Source organism: Saccharothrix sp. DSM 118769 (assembly GCF_052936295.1).
This window is the reverse complement of sequence record NZ_CP193627.1, coordinates 7,136,016-7,151,214: the sequence shown is the minus strand read 5'-3', so window position 1 is coordinate 7,151,214 and position 15,199 is coordinate 7,136,016. Positions and strand designations below refer to the sequence as shown.

Genomic DNA, 15,199 nt, shown 5'->3' with positions numbered 1-15,199 from the left:
TCCAGGGGCGGCCGTTCAGGGCCGGCGGCCGAGCAGCGCGAGCAGGCGGGTCTGCGCGTCCGCGTCGTCGGCCACCGGCACGGGGTCCTCGAACAGCCCGGCCGCCGACCACTCCGCCGCGTGCGGCTCGACGTACTCCAGCACCGCCTCGGCCAGGTCCGGGTCGAGCCGCTCGGGCGCCCCGACGGCGCGGGCCAGGTCCCACGCGTGCACGGCGAGGTCCGACGTCATCTGCCAGCCGTACTCCTCGGCGGTCGACTCGCCCTGGCTCAGCCGCACCGGTTTCGCCAGCGCCCCCGGTTCGATCCACGCCTCGCGCGCCGCGCCGGCCGCCAGCACCCACGAGTGCAGCGGGTCGACGCCGAGCCGGTCGCCCTCGAACCGGTCGCCCACCTGCTCCACCGTGCAGCCGACGAGCAGCTCGGGTGCCCACAGCTGCTCCTGCACGAGGTGGTTGACCAGGTCGCGGACCGACCACCCCGCGCACGGCGTGCCCCGGTCCCACTGCCCGGGGCGCACCTGCCGCACCCGTGAGTCGAACTCCGTCATCGCGCGTCCGTGAGCCTCGATCAGATCCACCCCCCGAGTGCACCAAAGGTCGACCGGCCCCGCACCCCGAGCGCGTGCGCTGGGCCACTCGGCGGCACGCCGATTTTCCGCAGTACACCCGTACGGCGTAACGTGGCCCGGAACGCGCGGGTGACATCGTTGACACCAGGAGGACCCAGTGAGCGCCACGAGCGCCGCATCCACCCCGCAGCGGGGCTTCTTCGGCCACCCCCGGGGGTTGTCCACGCTGTTCTTCACCGAGCTGTGGGAGCGCTTCTCCTACTACGGGATGAAGGCGATCCTCGCCTACTACCTGTACCGGTCCACGGCCGAGGGCGCGCTGGGGCTCGACAAGAGCTTCGCGCTGTCGCTCGTCGCGATCTACGGCGCCGCCGTCTACATGTCCGGCGTGGCGGGCGGCTGGCTGGCCGACCGCGTGCTGGGCGGCCAGCGCGCCGTCTTCTACGGCGGAGTGCTCATCATGCTCGGGCACGTCGCGCTGGCGATCCCGATCGGCGTGGCGGGCGTCTACGCGGGCCTGGTCCTGATCGTGCTCGGCACCGGCCTGCTCAAGCCGAACATCTCCACGGTCGTCGGCGGCCTCTACGCCAAGGACGACCCGCGCCGCGACGCCGGTTTCACGATCTTCTACATGGGCATCAACCTCGGCGGTTTCCTCGCGCCGCTGGTGTGCGGGTTCCTGGGCGAGACCTACGACTGGCACCTGGGCTTCGGCGCCGCCGCCGTCGGCATGGCGCTCGGCCTGGTCGTCTACCGGCTGGGCCGGGGCGGCCTGGGCGACTCGGCCGCCGAGCCGCCGAACCCGCTGCCCGCCGAGGACCGCGCCCGCGTCATCGGCCGCATCACCGCGATCGGCCTCGGCGCGGTGGCGGTGGTGGCGCTGCTGGTGGTGCTCGGCGTGCTGGGCGCGGAGGGCGTGATCAACCTGATCAGCCTGTTCTCCGTGCTGCTGCCGATCGGCTACTTCACGGTGATGATCCGCAGCCCGCGCACCACGCCGGTCGAGCGCTCGCGCGTCATCGCCTACATCCCGCTGTTCGTCGCGGCGGCCATGTTCTGGCTGCTGTTCGAGCAGAGCGCCACGGTGATCGCCGCGTTCGCCGACACGCGCGTGGACAACGCGTTCCTGGGCCTGACGTTCCCGCCGTCGTTCATCCAGTCGATCAACCCGGTGATGATCATCGCGATCGCGCCGCTGTTCGCGCTGCTGTGGGTGAAGCTGGGCAACCGCCAGCCGGCGACGCCGCGCAAGTTCGGCTACGCGCTGCTGCTGGTCGGCCTGTCGTTCCTGCTGATGATGGTCGCCAGCCAGGGCGACCCGGCGGTGCGCGTGAGCTTCCTGTGGCTGGTGCTCATGTACCTGGTGATGACGTGCGGCGAGCTGCTGCTGTCCCCGGTGGGCCTGTCGGTGACCACCAAGCTCGCGCCGCGCGCGTTCGCGTCGCAGACCATGGGCCTGTGGTTCCTGGCCACGGCCGCCGGCCAGGGCGTGGGTGCGATCGTGGTCCGCTTCTACCGCGACGAGACGGCCGTGACCTACTTCGGCGTGCTCGGCGGCGTGGCGATCCTGCTGGGCGTGGCGCTCGTCGCGTCCGCCAAGTCGATCCACGGCCTGATGAGGGGCGTGGACTAGGAGCGGGCGGGCGGTCCCGCCGGACCGCCCGCCACGGCCTCACCCCGGCCGGCACGCGGGCGGGTGCTCGTCGTCGGCCCCGCGCAGCGAGCCCACCTCGACCCACCCGGTCCCGCCGTCCGTCCACACCCGCGCCCAGGGGACGCCGGACACGGTGGCCGCGCACACCAGGGTCACCACCTCCCCGGCGTGGACGTCGGCGAGCACGAGGTGCGGGACGACCGCCGGGTCGGTGACCACCTGGGCGAGCCGGGTCGCCACCGCGGTGCGGTCCCGCGCCGCTCCGCCCGGGAGCGCGGTCGTCGCCCCGGTGGTGACCGGGTCGCCCGCCGACCCGCCCGTCGGGACCGGGTGCTCGGGCTCGGGCGGCGTCACCGCGGTGGCCGGGGACGGTGTCGCCGGGGCCACGTCCGTGCTCGTCGGGGGCGGCGGTGCGGCGACCTGCGTCCCCGGCACCCAGGCGGGGACGATCGCGACCGCCGCCGCTGCCGCCGCGGTCGCCAGCTTGACCAGGAAGGCCCTGCCGCGTTCCCGGGGCGCGGGGTGGCGGTGGACCGCCCCGGCGGTGGTCAGCACCTCCCGCAACCGGGCCTCCACGTCCACCTCCCGCGCGACCCGCGTGGTGAAGGCCGCGTCCCGCCCGCGCAGCCACTCGTCCAGCTCGGTGTCGTTCACCGGTCCACCTCCTCGCTCCGCGCCGCTTCCACGAGCCTGCGCAACCTGTCCTTCGCGTGGCGCAGGTGCGACCGCACGGTGCCCGCGCTCCACCCGGTCGCGGTGGCGACCTCCTCGCTCGTGAAGCCGTCCAGGTGCCAGGCCACGACCAGCCGCTGCCTCGTGGGCAGCGCGCCGAGCAGGTGCGCCAACAGGTCCTGACCCGCGTCGTCCCCGGCCGCCGCCCCGTCGCGCGCCACGAGCCCGCGCCCCTCCTCGACCAGTCGCCGCGCCTCGTCGCGCGCGGCCGTCTTCAGCCTGACCGCGGCCCGGCGCGCCGCCGTGCGCACCCAGGCCCGCCGGTTCGAGGTGATGGCGTCCCACGAGCGGTACGCGGCCACCATCGACTCGGCCGTCGCCTCGTCCGCGACGTCGTGCGCGAACCCCGCTTTGCGCAGGAACGCCACCACCGAGGCGTACTCGTCCCTGAAGAAAGCGGTGAAGTCCTGCGGCGGGTCCACGGGAGTGCTGCTCCGGGCGGCGAGGAGGGAGGACGTCCCGTTCATCGCGTCAGCGGTCACGTCCGCTACCCCGTGACAGCACCACCGCGAGGAGCACGGCCAGCGCGGTGACGACCGTCGTGGTGACGCCGGAGCCGGTCACCAGGTAGAGCGATCCCGCGCCGCCGAGCAGGCCGTTGACCGCCAGTGCGGTGTGCCCACCGCGGTGTGTTCTGTCCGTCATGCCCGTCAGGGGGCGCGGCGCGGTGCGAACGTGCAACGCGGGGCGGAGGTGTGCCCGATCGGGCGAAGGGTTCTCCGCACCGCTGCGGAGAGTCGGGGGAAAGCGAGGACCCGCCGCGGCGGCGGTGCGGCGGGTCTGCTCGCTGGTGCACAGTCTGCACCACGAACCCGGCGTTCAGCGGGTGTTTCGACCTATCGGGTGTCGATTCGTTGCGCCCGAACGGCCACCGCCGGTCGTCACGGGCATCCGGCTCGCGCCGCGGATGAGCCGGGACGGCCGCCGCCGCACGGGGCCGGCCGCGCGCAGGTCCGGGAACCGGGTGAACAGGCCGCGCAGCGCCGCCGCCGCCTCCATCCGCGCCAGGCCCGCGCCGAGGCAGTAGTGGATGCCCGAGGAGAACGCGAGGTGCTCGCGCACGTCCTCGCGGTCGGGGTCGAAGCGGTGCGGGTCGGCGAACACGGCCGGGTCGCGGTTCGCGGCGGCCAGCAGCAGCACGACGGGCGTGCCCGCCGGGAGCGGGGTGCCCGCCACCCGCGTCGCCGTGAACGGCACGCGCACCGTGTACTGCACCGGCGGGTCCAGGCGCAGCGTCTCCTCGACGACGGCCTCCGCGCACGACGGGTCGGCGACCAGGCGCTCGCGCAGGGCGGGGTCGGCCAGCACGGCCAGCACGGTGTTGCCGATCAGGTTGGAGGTCGTCTCGAACCCGGCCAGCAGCAGCAGTTCCGTGGTGGCGATCAGGTCCTCGCGGCTCAGGTCCTCGTGCGACACGAGCGCCGTGACGACGTCGTCGTCGCCGGGCTCGCGGCGGCGGAGCGCGACCAGGTCGTCCACGAACGCCTCGAACTCGCGCAGCGCCACGTGCAGCTCGCGCAGTTCGCGCACGTCCCGCACGCCGTCCAGCACGGCCACCAGGGCGTTGGCCCACCGGGCGAACGACGCGTGGTCCGCGCCCGGCACGCCGAGCAGGTCCGCGATGACCCGGATCGGGACGCGCGTCGCGAAGTCGGCCACCAGGTCGAACGTCCCGCGCCCCGCCACCTCGTCCAGGTACCGGTCGACGACCCGCTCGACGGTCGCGGCCCGCGCCCGCAGCCCGCGCGGCGTGAACCAGGGCGCCACCAGCCGCCGCAGCCGGGTGTGGTCGGGCGGGTTGCGCACCAGGAACGACTGCTCGACCGGGTTGACCAGGACGCGCCCGTCGACGCGCGCCGAGGTGTCGATGATCGCCAGCTCGTTCGGCGCGACCACGCCGAAGCCGGGGTCGCGCAGCAGCGACGACGACAGCTCGTGCGACGCGGTGAGGTACAGGCCCATCCGGCTGCGCACCAGCGTGCCCGCGTCGCGCAACCGCTCGTAGTCGGCGTACGGGTCGCGCCGGGACGTCGGCCCGAACAGCCTGGCGGCCGGGTCGCCGAGCAGGGCCTGGCCCCGCACGACGGTCCGGCCGAGGAGGAGCAGCAACGCGTTCTTCACGGCGGGGGACATGTCGTCCACGGTGGCGTGAACGCGGGTGCGGTTCAAGGGCTGTGGCCCACGGGCTGCGGTTCACGGGCTGTGGGCTGTGGGCCGCGGGTTCGGGGAGGGGCGGGGGTCGGGAACGGGCCGCCGCGACCGCGTTCCCGACCCCGGCCGGCCGGGTCAGCGGGTGACCACCAGCGACGCGAGCCGCCACGTGCCGCCGTCCGGGATCGGCCGGGGCTCCTCGGCCAGGGCCAGGTCCGGGAACCGCCGCAGCAGGACGTCCAGCGCCACCTCGGTCTGGACCCGCGCGAACGCCGCGCCCAGGCAGAAGTGCGGGCCGTGCGAGTAGGCGAGGTGCCCGGTGCCGGGCGTGCGCGTGACGTCCAGCTCGGTGGGCGAGTCGAACGCGCGCGGGTCGCGGTTGGCGGCCACGATCGCCGCCGTCACCGCCTCGCCCTCGCCGATCACGACGTCCCCGATCGTCACCTCCTCGGTCGTGTAGCGGGGGGTGGTGAGCAGCTGCGGCCCCACCAACCGGGTCAGCTCCTCCACCGCGCCGGGCAGCAGGCCGGGGTCGGCGCGCAGCGCGGCGAGCTGGTCGGGGTGGGTGAGCAGCGCGGCCAGCGAGTTGGTGATGAGGTTCGCCGGCGTCTGCCCGGCCAGCACCAGGTGCCACACGAGGGTGACCAGCTCGGTGTCGGTGAACCGGTCGCCGTCCTCGGCCCCGGAGCGCAGCAGCTCGGAGATCAGGTCGTCGCCGGGCTCGGCCCGCCGCCGCGCCACGGCTTCCTTCGCGCCCTCGACGATCTCCGGGACGGCGGCGACGAACGCCGCCCCGTGGCCCGCCGCGATCGCCGCGCCGTGCTCCCGCCACCGGGGGCGGTCGGCCTCGGGGATGCCGACCAGCTCGCAGATCACCTCCACGGGCAGGGGGCGGGCGACGTGGTCGTGCAGGTCGACGGTGTCGCCCTCGGGCAGCGCGTCGACCAGGTCCTCCACGATCCGCTCGACGCGGGGCCGGAACGCGTTCGCCCGCCGCGCGGTGAACGCGGGCGAGGCGAGGCGGCGCAGCCGGACGTGCTCGGGACCGTCCAGCTCGGACATCGTGCGCAGGTACCGCAGGCAGTGCTCGGGGATGCCGGGCGGGCGCAGGTAGCTCTTGGAGCTCATCGCGAAGCGCGGGTCGGTCAGCATCGCGCGGGCGTCCTCGTGCCGGGTGACGATCCACAGCGAGCCCATCCCGGGCACGGGCATCCGCGCCACGGGGGAGTCCTCCCGCGCCCCGTCGTAGGCGGTGAAGGGGTCGAGCAGCACGGCGTGGTCGGTCGGGTCGATCTCGGGAACGGTCACCGCATCCTCCGGATGTTCAGATCAGATGTTCTTATCATCTGAACGCTGACGTTATCGTGTCGCAGCGGGACGTCTCGGGCGAGGGGTGGGCAAGTGCGGCTGAGCAGGGCGGAGACGCAGGAGCGCAACCGGGCTCGGGTGCTCGTGGCGGCGTGCGAGGAGTTCGCCGAGCGCGGCTTCCGCGAGGCCAAGGTCGACGCCATCGCCCAGCGGGCCGAGCTGACCCGGGGCGCGGTGTACTCGAACTTCCCGGGCAAGCGCGCCCTCTACTTCGCGGTCCTCGCCGACCTCGCCGAGCGCGTGCCCGCCCCGCCCGACGCCAGGCCCGGCCACGACCTGCGCGGCTCACTCGGCGGGCTGGCCCGCGCGTGGGTCACCTCGCTCGCCCACGACCCGCTGCACCGCGACCTCCTGCCCGAGGTGATCGCCGAGGAGGCGACGCGGCGACCGTTCAGCCGGCTCCTCTGGCTCGACTCGCTGCTGCTCTCCCTGGCCATGGAGGCCCTCGACCCCGTCACCCGCGCGCCGGGCGCGGCGCACCCCCGCCTCCTCCGCCAGTCCGGGGTGGTCCTCACGACCCTGCACGGCGCGGCCCAGCTCGCCGGCGCCGCACCCGGCTTCGGCGAACCGTTCGACGTGGTCAGCGCGTGCGAGCAGCTCGCGGGGCTGGAGCTCGACGACTGGTGGGTGCCGCCGGCCGCGCCCCCGGTGACCGCGTGCGACGAGCCGTGGGACCCGCCCGCGCAGGTGGACCTGGTGCGCGGCGGACCCCTCGTGCCCGGCCCCGACGGCGTGGTCGTCGTGGTCGGGCTCAACCGCCTCGCCTCGGTCGAGGACGCGGCGCGCGGCGGTGCCCCGGTCACGGCGGCGGTCGTCACCAGCGCGCCCGACGAGCTGGCGCCGCTGACCCGCTTCGCCGTCACGCAGCTGACCTCGTGCCTGCGCCAGGCGTTCCCGGTCGCGGCCTGGCCCCGCGTCGCGGTGGTGTGCGACGAGACCGGGGCGCTCGCGCGCGCGGCCGGCGTGCCCGCGGTGAGCGACGAGACCGAGGTCGCGGTGCGCGTCGAGGCCGGACGGGTGGTCGCCCGCGCCGAAGGGCCGGGCGCGGGGCACGCCGTGCGGCCGGTCAGCCCCGGGGTGCGGGCACGGACCTAGCGGTCCCCTCCGCCGTGGTCCGCTCCGCCGTGGTCCGCTGCGTCGTGGACCGTTCCGCGGCCCGCTGGGGGCGGCTCGGCGCCGGGCGGCGTTCGAGGACCTTGCGGAAGTCGTCCGGGATCGGCGTGCTGCGCAGCTCCGGCGTGCCGAACGAGACGTACCGGTTCCAGCCCGTGGCGACCGGCGTGCCGTCCACGTCCGCGTCGAAGCCCATGGTCAGCGTCGTGGTGCCCAGCGTGCGGACGCGGACGCCGATGCGCAGCAGGTCGTCGAACCGCGCCGGGCTCAGGTAGCGGATCGACGTCTCGGCCATCACGAAGTCCACGCCGTGCCTCTCCAGCTCCCGGTAGGAGCCGAGCAGGGACCTCAGCGTCTCCACCATCGCCGCCTCGAAGAACACCGCGTAGCGCGAGGCGTGGACGATCCCCTGGCGGTCGCAGTCGACCGGGCGCACCCGCACCCGGTGCACGTGGGCAGGTCGCGGGTCAGCCATGCGCGCGATACTAGGGCGTCACACGCTCGTGCGGCGTCGGCCTAGCGGTGACTGCTCCGAGTGGTCACCCGGTGCGGCGGTGCCGCCGGACGCTCTCCTCGACCAGGTCCAGCACCGGCTCCAGGTCGTCCGCCGGCAGGCCCATCGCCAGGTGCGACACCAGCCCCTCCAGGACCAGTTCGAGGAACGAGGTCAGCACGTCCACGTCCACGTCGTCGCGCAGGTTGCCCGCCTCGCGCTGGCGCAGCAACCGCTGCCGGGTCGCGTCGGTCAACTGCCGCGACCGCTCCGCCCAGCGGGCCCGGAACTCCGGGTCCGTGCGCAGCCGGCGTGACACCTCCAGGCGCGTGCCCAGCCAGTCGGCCGGGTGCTCGGCCTCGCTCGACCCCGAGGCGTTGGGCCCCGGGGTGGTGGACGCCGGGGTGGTGGGCCCCGAGGTGGTGGACGCCGCGGCGTTGGCGGCGTTGGTGCCGTGGGCGTTGGGACCGGGCGCGGACAGGAGGTCGCGCATCACCTGCACCAGGCCCTGTTCGGCCACGACCTCCGCCATCCGCAGGGCGTCGTCCTCGGCGAGCGCGAGGAACAGCGACTCCTTGTCCCGGAAGTGGTGGAAGATCGCGCCCCTGGACAGGCCGGTAGCCTCTTCCAGGCGGCGGACGGTCGCGCCTTCGTAACCGAAGCGCGCGAAACACGCACGCGCGCCGTCGAGGATCTGGCGGCGACGGGCATCGAGGTGGTCCTGGCTGACCCTGGGCACCGGTCGATGTTGCCAGTAGCGGAGTGTGAAATCCAATCAGTACGTACGGCTTGGGCATGTCCCCTTTGGTGTGGATTTGCGGAACTCGGGTCGAATCCCCTGGTCACCCCCACTACGGTGACCCACCGTGACCGCTGGTGAGGACGCCCGACCGTCGTTGCGCCTGGTGGCGGGCCTCGGCTGGGCGCGGGGCGGACCGTCCACGGTGGACCGCGCCCGGTGCGGCCCGGACCTGATCGACCTGGTCGGCCTGGTGGGTGCCCGCCCGGCCCCGGTGCCCGAGAGCGCCCCGTGGGTGACGGGCGTCGAGCACGTGGTCTTCGAGACCCTGTGCGTACCGGCCGCGCTGCGCACCCCGGCGTACGCGACGGCGTTGGGCGAGGACCGCACCGATCCCGTTCCGTCCGGCCCGGTCAGGTACTTCCTGCACGAGGCCGCGCTGCACGCCGAGGTCGGTGGCGCGGAGGTGATGGCCGACCAGTGCGACGCCCTGGCCGACGCGGAGGGCGTGCTGGTGCGCCTGGTCCCCTTCGCGGCAGGTCATGGCGCGCTGCTGCGCTCGTCGTTCACCCAGCCCCGAGGCGGCCCGCAGGGCGCGTTGGTGAACCGGATCGCCCTGGACGCGGCGGCGTCGAAGCGAGCCTTCCGGACGCGGGCCTCCTTCTACCGGGATCGTTCAACAATCCCCATGTAGAACCACGAAAAGCGGGGAGCACCGACGGCGGGGGCGCGGAAGGCGGGGGCGGGGACGGCGGGGGCGCGGACGGCGGGGGGCGCGGACAGCGGGGGCGCGGACAGCGGAGGCGCGGACAGCGGAGGCGCGGACAGCGGAGACGCGGACGGCGGGGGGCACGGACGGCGGGGGAGCGGACGCCAGCAGGTCTCGTTCGGTCCCGCGAAGTGCGCGAGCGTGCGAGGTACCGACCGGTAACCCGGCCCGTCGCGCCGCCCCGGCCCCGATCACCCCGCCCTGACTACCCCCGACCCGGATCATCGCTGGCCCCGATCGCCGCCGGCCTGATCACCGCTGGTGAACGGCACGCTCGACCGAGCGTCCCCCACCGGGGAACCCCCGATGTCCATCCTCCCACCCGCGCCCGACAATTCCGTTTCGCCCGACCGCCCCGCCCCCGGCCGGCCGCGCCCACCGGCATGTCGTTGATCCGCAAGGGTTTCGACCCCTGCGAGTGTCAGTCCCCCCGTGTAGCGTCGGACGCACGAGGATGATCACGGGGAGTGCCACCATTGACTGCTGTCCGTAACACACCGGCCCCCGGTCCGACACCGGCGGTGTTCCGGGACCGCGCCGAAGCCGAGGCTTACGTCGCCTCGGTCTGCTTCAAGCACGGACCTCCGCGGCTGCTCGGAGTGGAGATCGAGTTCACCGTCCACCACGCCGAAGACCCGGCCAGACCGCTCGACGCCAAGACCCTCGCGGCGGCGCTCGGCAAGCACGCACCACCGACGCTCGTCCCCGACAGCCCCCAGCGGCCGCTGCCCTCCGGCACCCCGTTGACCGTGGAGCCCGGCGGACAGGTCGAGATCTCCACCCCGCCCCGCGAGTCGTTGACCGACCTCCTCGCCATCGTCGCCGCGGACGTCACCCACCTCCGGGAACTGCTGGAACCCTCCGGCCTGCGCCTCGGCCACCGGGGCGCCGACCCGTTCCGCCCGCCGCGCCGCGTGCTCCAGGTACCCCGCTACGCCGCGATGGAACGCGCTTTCGCCCCGCTCGGCCCCGAGGGCATCACGATGATGTGCAGCACGGCCGGCCTCCAGGTCTGCCTGGACTTCGGCCACGCCGAGGACCTGCCGAAGCGCTGGGCCGCCGTGCACGCCCTCGGCCCCGTCCTCAACGCCCTGTTCGCCAACTCGCCCGGCGTCAACGGCCGCCGCACGGACTGGGCCAGCGCCCGGATGCGCACGCTCTACGCCACCGACCCCGTCCGCACCCGCCCCGCCGCGGTGTGCGCGGACCCGGCCGGGGCGTGGGCGCGGCGCGTCCTCGACACACCGGTCATCGCGATCCGCAGACCCGGGCCGGACTGGACACCACCGCACCCGCTGACCTTCGCCGACTGGGTCGCGGGCGCGCTGGACCGGCCGGCCACCCGCGACGACCTGGACTACCACCTGACGCTCCAGTTCCCGCCGGTCCGGCCGCGCGGCTACCTGGAGGTCCGCTACCTCGACACGCCGCCGGACGGCCAGTGGCTGCCGCCGGTGGTGCTGATGGCCGCGCTGTTCAGCACGTCCGACACCGTGGACGCCGTGCTGGCGGCCACCGAGACCGCCGCGGGCCGCTGGCTCGCCGCCGCGCGCTACGGCCTGGACGACCCGGTGCTCGCGCGCGCCGCGCGGGACGTCGTCGACCTGGGCTGCGCCGCGCTGCACCACACCGACCTGACCGACGAGCAGGCCGCGGCCATCACCGCCGAACTGCACCGCACGCTCGACGAGAAGACCGGAGGGGGCCGTTCATGACCACGCAGGAGACGACCGAACCGGGCAATAGAGGCAATGCGGGCGGCGACACGGGCACCGAGGCCCTGCGCGACCTCGTCGCCGCCCAGCTCACCAGGGCGCGCGAGCGCAGCAGGCTCCTCACCGACGCCGTCGACGACCACGACCTCGTGCGCCAGCACTCCAAGCTGATGTCCCCGCTGGTGTGGGACCTCGCGCACATCGGCAACCAGGAAGAGCTGTGGCTGGTCCGCGACGTGGGCGGTCGCGAACCGGTCCGCCAGGACATCGACGAGCTGTACGACGCGTTCAAGCACGCCCGTTCGGCCCGGCCCGAACTGCCGCTGCTCGGCCCCGCCGAGGCCAGGCGGTACGTGGGCGAGGTCCGCGACAAGGTGTTCGACGTGCTGGAGCGCACCCCCCTGGAGGGCGGCAGGCTGCTGGACGGCGGCTTCGCGTTCGGCATGATCGTGCAGCACGAGCAGCAGCACGACGAGACGATGCTGGCCACGCACCAGCTGCGCGTCGGTGACCCGGTGCTGGACGCCCCGCCACCGCCGCGCGGCGGGCCGGTCGGACCGGCCGAGGTGCTGGTGCCGGGCGGCCCGTTCACCATGGGCACGTCGACCGAGGCGTGGGCGCTGGACAACGAGCGGCCCGCGCACCAGGTCGTCACCGACCCGTTCTTCATCGACACCACTCCGGTCACCAACGGCGCGTACGCCGCGTTCATCGCCGACGGCGGCTACCGCGACCCGCGCTGGTGGAGCGAGGCCGGGTGGGCGCACGTCCGCAAGGCGTCCCTGGAGGCGCCGCGCTTCTGGCGGCGCGACGGCGACGGCTGGCTGCGCACCGCGTTCGGCGTCACCGCGCCGGTCGACCCCGACCAGCCCGTGGTGCACGTCTGCTTCCACGAGGCCGAGGCGTACGCGCGGTGGGCGGGCAAGCGGCTGCCCACCGAGGTCGAGTGGGAGAAGGCCGCCCGCTTCGACCCGGTCACCGGCCGGTCGCGCCGCTACCCGTGGGGTGACGAGGAGCCGACCGAGGAGCACGCCAACCTCGGTCAGCGGCACCTGTCGCCCGCGCCGGTCGGCGCGTACCCGGCGGGCGCGTCGGCGCTGGGCGTGCACCAGCTCATCGGCGACGTGTGGGAGTGGACCAGCTCGGACTTCCGCGGCTACGCGGGCTTCGAGGTGTTCCCGTACGCCGAGTACTCGCAGGTCTTCTTCGGACCCGACTACAAAGTGCTGCGCGGCGGCTCGTTCGGCAGCGACCCGTCCGCGGTGCGCTCGACGTTCCGCAACTGGGACTACCCGATCCGCCGGCAGGTCTTCGCGGGGTTCCGCTGCGCGCGGGACGCGGAGCGGGACGAGCTGACCTGACGGTGTGCCGCCACCTGGGTTACCTGGGCCCCGCCGTGCCCGTCGCCGCCCTGGTGCACGACCCGCCGCACTCGCTGGTGCGGCAGTCGTACGCGCCGGGGGACATGCGCGGGGGCGGCACGGTCAACGTGGACGGCTACGGCGTGGGCTGGTACCCCGCGCCGGGCGGTCCGGCGGTGCGCTACCGCCGGGCGGGCACGATCTGGTCGGACGAGAACCTGGCGCAGCTGTGCCGGGTCTCGGTGTCGGGCGCGGTGCTGGCCGCGGTCCGGTCGGCGACGGTGGGGATGCCGGTGGTCGACACGGCGTGCGCGCCGTTCACCGACGGCCGGTGGCTGTTCAGCCACAACGGCCGGGTCGCCGACTGGCCGGGGTCCGTCGCGGGCGTCGCGGGGACCCTGCCCACGACCGACCTGCTGACGCTGGACGCGCCGACCGACTCGGCGCTGCTGTGGGCGCTGGTGCGGTCCCGGCTGGCGGCGGGCGCGGAGCCCGCCGCCGCGCTGGCCGGCGTGGTGTCCGAGGTGGCCGCCGCCGCGCCCGGCTCGCGGCTCAACCTGCTGCTCACCGACGGCACCGCGCTCGTCGGCACCACGTGGACCCACTCGCTGTGGGTGCGCGCGGGTGACGGCGCGGTGACCGTCGCCTCCGAGCCGCTCGACGACGACCCGCGCTGGCGCGAGGTCCCCGACGGGTGCGTCGTCGCGGCTGATGTGTCTACAGTGGACGTTCAACCGATTGGACGAGGATGACCGAGCCTGTGCTGGACGTGCACCTGACGCCCGAGGACGCGGCGCTCGCGCTGCGCGCGGAGGCGAGGGCCGGGCTGACCGCGGACCCCAAGTGGGTGTCACCCAAGTGGTTCTACGACGCGGTCGGCAGCCGGCTGTTCGAGGAGATCACCCGCCTGCCCGAGTACTACCCGACCCGCGCGGAGCGGGAGATCCTGGTCGAGCGGGCGGCGGAGGTCGCGGCGACGACCGGCGCGCACGCCCTCGTCGAGCTGGGGTCGGGGTCGTCGGAGAAGACGCGGCTGCTGCTGAGCGCGCTGCGCGACCAGGGCTCGCTGCGCGAGTTCGTGCCCCTCGACGTGTCGCCGTCGGCGCTGGTCGAGGCGGCGCGGGCGATCCTGGCCGACTACCCGGGCCTGCACGTGCACGGCGTGGTCGGCGACTTCACCGAGCACCTCGACCTGCTGCCGGGCACCTCGCCGCGGCTGGTGGCGTTCCTCGGCGGCACGATCGGCAACCTGATCCCGGAGGAGCGCGCGAAGTTCCTCGCCTCGGTGCGCGACGTGCTCGACGAGGGGGAGTGGCTGCTGCTGGGCACCGACCTGGTCAAGGACCCGGACGTGCTGGTCCGCGCCTACGACGACGCGCAGGGGGTGACGGCGGAGTTCAACCGGAACGTGCTGCGCGTCCTCGACCGGGAGCTGGGCGCCGACTTCGACCCGGCCGACTTCGAGCACGTCGCGCTGTGGAACGCGCGGGAGGAGTGGGTCGAGATGCGGTTGCGGGCGGTGCGCCCGGTCAAGGCGCACGTGGCCGCGCTCGACCTCGACGTGGCGTTCGCCGAGGGTGAGGAGCTGCGCACCGAGGTGTCGGCGAAGTTCCGGCGCGAGGGGGTGGAGCGCGAACTGGCCTCCGCCGGCTTCGAGCTGCACCGCTGGTGGACCGACGCCCCGGGCCGGTTCGCGCTGTCCCTGGCCCGCGCCGCCCGGTGACCCGCCCGGTGGCAGGCCCGGCGGTCCCCGCCCGGTGACCCGCCCGGTGGTCCCCGCCCCGCGCGGGGACCACCGGGCACCCCGTCAGCGCGGGCGCACCGCCCTGATCCACAGGTGCCACGGGACCGCGTCGTCGCCCACCCGCGGCTCCCGGAGGGCCTCGACGAGCAGGCCGGCCGCCTCCAGGGCCTCGGTGTAGGCGCTCAGCGGGTAGTTCCAGCCGGTGAACCTCATCCGCATCCCGTCCCGCTCGACCTCGTCCTCGAAGCGGTGGCGGCCGAAGTACGGGCGGTCGAGGACGAACACGCCGTCGCGGCGGCTGCCGGTGTTCGTGATCGGGTGGGTGATCGCCAGGCAGAGCCGGCCACCCGGTTCGAGCACCCGGCCGACCTCGGCGACGGCGCCCGGCATGTCGTCGACGTCCATCAGCACGTTGTAGGCGACGACCAGGTCGAAGCCGCCGTCCGGGAACGGGAGGTCCGCCGCGTCGGCCGGCAGGTACCGCCCCTCCGGGTGGGCCTGCCGCGCCGCCGCCAGCAGCGCGGGCGAGGCGTCGACGCCGGTGACCAGGTGCCCCCGTCCGACGAGGTCGCGGGACACCCGGCCCTCGCCGCAGCCGAGGTCCAGGGTCGCCCGGCCGGGGTCGGGCACCAGCTCGAAGAACGCGTCCCGGTAGCGCCAGTACGAGTCGAACCCGGGCCTGCGCACCCAGGCGATCCAGTTCGCCGCCTGCTCCTCCCAGTCCTGCCCGGCCGCTGTCAGCGCGTTCTCGGTCATTGCCCGGAGCCTAACGCCGCGGGTTCGCCGGGCA

At 74.6% G+C, this 15,199-nt stretch carries 16 protein-coding genes; 7 read left to right on the top strand and 9 right to left on the bottom strand.

Translation table 11 applies throughout. The features are described 5' to 3' along the window. Positions 1 to 15: 15 nt before the first annotated feature. Positions 16 to 549 carry a TIGR03086 family metal-binding protein gene (locus ACRAKJ_RS29700; protein WP_438922858.1) on the bottom strand — a complete coding sequence of 178 codons (534 nt, stop codon included), beginning with the start codon at positions 547 to 549 and terminating at the stop codon, positions 16 to 18. A gap of 178 nt (positions 550 to 727) precedes the next feature. Here ACRAKJ_RS29700 and ACRAKJ_RS29695 point away from each other — a divergent pair, with 178 nt between their 5' ends. Continuing rightward, on the top strand, positions 728 to 2,203 hold the full coding sequence (locus tag ACRAKJ_RS29695; protein WP_438922859.1) for an oligopeptide:H+ symporter: 1,476 nt from the start codon (positions 728 to 730) through the stop codon (positions 2,201 to 2,203). A gap of 39 nt (positions 2,204 to 2,242) precedes the next feature. Here the strand turns inward: ACRAKJ_RS29695 and ACRAKJ_RS29690 are convergent, their stop codons facing one another. The 5 genes from ACRAKJ_RS29690 to ACRAKJ_RS29670 form a co-directional block, all read right to left on the bottom strand. Further along, entirely contained in the window at positions 2,243 to 2,878 is a 636-nt protein-coding gene (locus ACRAKJ_RS29690; protein WP_438922860.1) for a hypothetical protein, read from the bottom strand. After that, positions 2,875 to 3,438, bottom strand: coding sequence for a sigma factor-like helix-turn-helix DNA-binding protein (locus ACRAKJ_RS29685; RefSeq protein WP_438922861.1), 564 nt, complete (start codon positions 3,436 to 3,438; stop codon positions 2,875 to 2,877). Before ACRAKJ_RS29685 ends, ACRAKJ_RS29690 begins: the two co-directional genes overlap by 4 nt. Then, complete coding sequence (locus ACRAKJ_RS29680; protein ID WP_438922862.1) at positions 3,428 to 3,601, bottom strand: hypothetical protein; 174 nt, start codon at positions 3,599 to 3,601, stop codon at positions 3,428 to 3,430. Before ACRAKJ_RS29680 ends, ACRAKJ_RS29685 begins: the two co-directional genes overlap by 11 nt. A 174-nt stretch (positions 3,602 to 3,775) precedes the next feature. Then, positions 3,776 to 5,089, bottom strand: coding sequence for a cytochrome P450 (locus tag ACRAKJ_RS29675; RefSeq protein WP_438922863.1), 1,314 nt, complete (start codon positions 5,087 to 5,089; stop codon positions 3,776 to 3,778). A gap of 153 nt (positions 5,090 to 5,242) precedes the next feature. Next, positions 5,243 to 6,415, bottom strand: a complete 1,173-nt coding sequence (locus ACRAKJ_RS29670) for a cytochrome P450 (protein ID WP_438922864.1) — start codon at positions 6,413 to 6,415, stop codon at positions 5,243 to 5,245. A gap of 93 nt (positions 6,416 to 6,508) precedes the next feature. Here ACRAKJ_RS29670 and ACRAKJ_RS29665 point away from each other — a divergent pair, with 93 nt between their 5' ends. Next, positions 6,509 to 7,570: a TetR family transcriptional regulator gene (locus tag ACRAKJ_RS29665; RefSeq protein WP_438922865.1), complete on the top strand. Its 1,062-nt coding sequence runs from the start codon at positions 6,509 to 6,511 to the stop codon at positions 7,568 to 7,570. Here the strand turns inward: ACRAKJ_RS29665 and ACRAKJ_RS29660 are convergent. Both ACRAKJ_RS29660 and ACRAKJ_RS29655 read right to left on the bottom strand, forming a co-directional pair. Beyond that, complete coding sequence (locus ACRAKJ_RS29660; protein ID WP_438922866.1) at positions 7,542 to 8,063, bottom strand: hotdog domain-containing protein; 522 nt, start codon at positions 8,061 to 8,063, stop codon at positions 7,542 to 7,544. The two genes, ACRAKJ_RS29665 and ACRAKJ_RS29660, sit on opposite strands and share 29 nt — an antisense overlap. A 64-nt stretch (positions 8,064 to 8,127) precedes the next feature. Then, the gene (locus ACRAKJ_RS29655) at positions 8,128 to 8,820 is read right to left on the bottom strand and encodes a helix-turn-helix domain-containing protein (RefSeq protein ID WP_438922867.1); all 693 of its coding nucleotides are present in this window, start codon (positions 8,818 to 8,820) and stop codon (positions 8,128 to 8,130) included. Between the two features lie 127 nt (positions 8,821 to 8,947). Between ACRAKJ_RS29655 and ACRAKJ_RS29650 the strand changes: the two genes are divergently transcribed. The 5 genes from ACRAKJ_RS29650 (at position 8,948) to egtD (ending at position 14,388) form a co-directional block, all read left to right on the top strand. Next, positions 8,948 to 9,514 carry a Scr1 family TA system antitoxin-like transcriptional regulator gene (locus ACRAKJ_RS29650; RefSeq protein WP_438922868.1) on the top strand — a complete coding sequence of 189 codons (567 nt, stop codon included), beginning with the start codon at positions 8,948 to 8,950 and terminating at the stop codon, positions 9,512 to 9,514. A gap of 551 nt (positions 9,515 to 10,065) precedes the next feature. Then, positions 10,066 to 11,304: a glutamate-cysteine ligase family protein gene (locus tag ACRAKJ_RS29645; RefSeq protein WP_438922869.1), complete on the top strand. Its 1,239-nt coding sequence runs from the start codon at positions 10,066 to 10,068 to the stop codon at positions 11,302 to 11,304. Continuing rightward, positions 11,301 to 12,665 carry an ergothioneine biosynthesis protein EgtB gene (gene egtB, locus ACRAKJ_RS29640; protein ID WP_438922870.1) on the top strand — a complete coding sequence of 455 codons (1,365 nt, stop codon included), beginning with the start codon at positions 11,301 to 11,303 and terminating at the stop codon, positions 12,663 to 12,665. The genes ACRAKJ_RS29645 and egtB overlap by 4 nt, the downstream gene beginning before the upstream one ends. 2 nt (positions 12,666 to 12,667) lie before the next feature. Continuing rightward, positions 12,668 to 13,417 (top strand): ergothioneine biosynthesis protein EgtC, encoded by a 750-nt coding sequence (gene egtC, locus ACRAKJ_RS29635; protein WP_438922871.1) that lies wholly within the window; start codon positions 12,668 to 12,670, stop codon positions 13,415 to 13,417. After that, complete coding sequence (gene egtD, locus ACRAKJ_RS29630) at positions 13,414 to 14,388, top strand: L-histidine N(alpha)-methyltransferase (RefSeq protein ID WP_438922872.1); 975 nt, start codon at positions 13,414 to 13,416, stop codon at positions 14,386 to 14,388. The genes egtC and egtD overlap by 4 nt, the downstream gene beginning before the upstream one ends. An 84-nt stretch (positions 14,389 to 14,472) precedes the next feature. Here the strand turns inward: egtD and ACRAKJ_RS29625 are convergent, their stop codons facing one another. Beyond that, positions 14,473 to 15,165, bottom strand: coding sequence for a methyltransferase domain-containing protein (locus tag ACRAKJ_RS29625; protein ID WP_438927051.1), 693 nt, complete (start codon positions 15,163 to 15,165; stop codon positions 14,473 to 14,475). Between the last annotated feature and the right edge of the window lie 34 nt (positions 15,166 to 15,199).

Coding starts and splice junctions, on each gene's coding strand:
- ACRAKJ_RS29700 (WP_438922858.1), bottom strand. CDS start 549: ATGACGGAGTTCGACTCACGGGTGCGGCAGGTGCGCCCCGGGCAGTGG.
- ACRAKJ_RS29680 (WP_438922862.1), bottom strand. CDS start 3,601: ATGACGGACAGAACACACCGCGGTGGGCACACCGCACTGGCGGTCAAC.
- ACRAKJ_RS29675 (WP_438922863.1), bottom strand. CDS start 5,089: ATGTCCCCCGCCGTGAAGAACGCGTTGCTGCTCCTCCTCGGCCGGACC.
- ACRAKJ_RS29660 (WP_438922866.1), bottom strand. CDS start 8,063: ATGGCTGACCCGCGACCTGCCCACGTGCACCGGGTGCGGGTGCGCCCG.
- egtB (WP_438922870.1), top strand. CDS start 11,301: ATGACCACGCAGGAGACGACCGAACCGGGCAATAGAGGCAATGCGGGC.
- egtD (WP_438922872.1), top strand. CDS start 13,414: ATGACCGAGCCTGTGCTGGACGTGCACCTGACGCCCGAGGACGCGGCG.
- ACRAKJ_RS29625 (WP_438927051.1), bottom strand. CDS start 15,165: ATGACCGAGAACGCGCTGACAGCGGCCGGGCAGGACTGGGAGGAGCAG.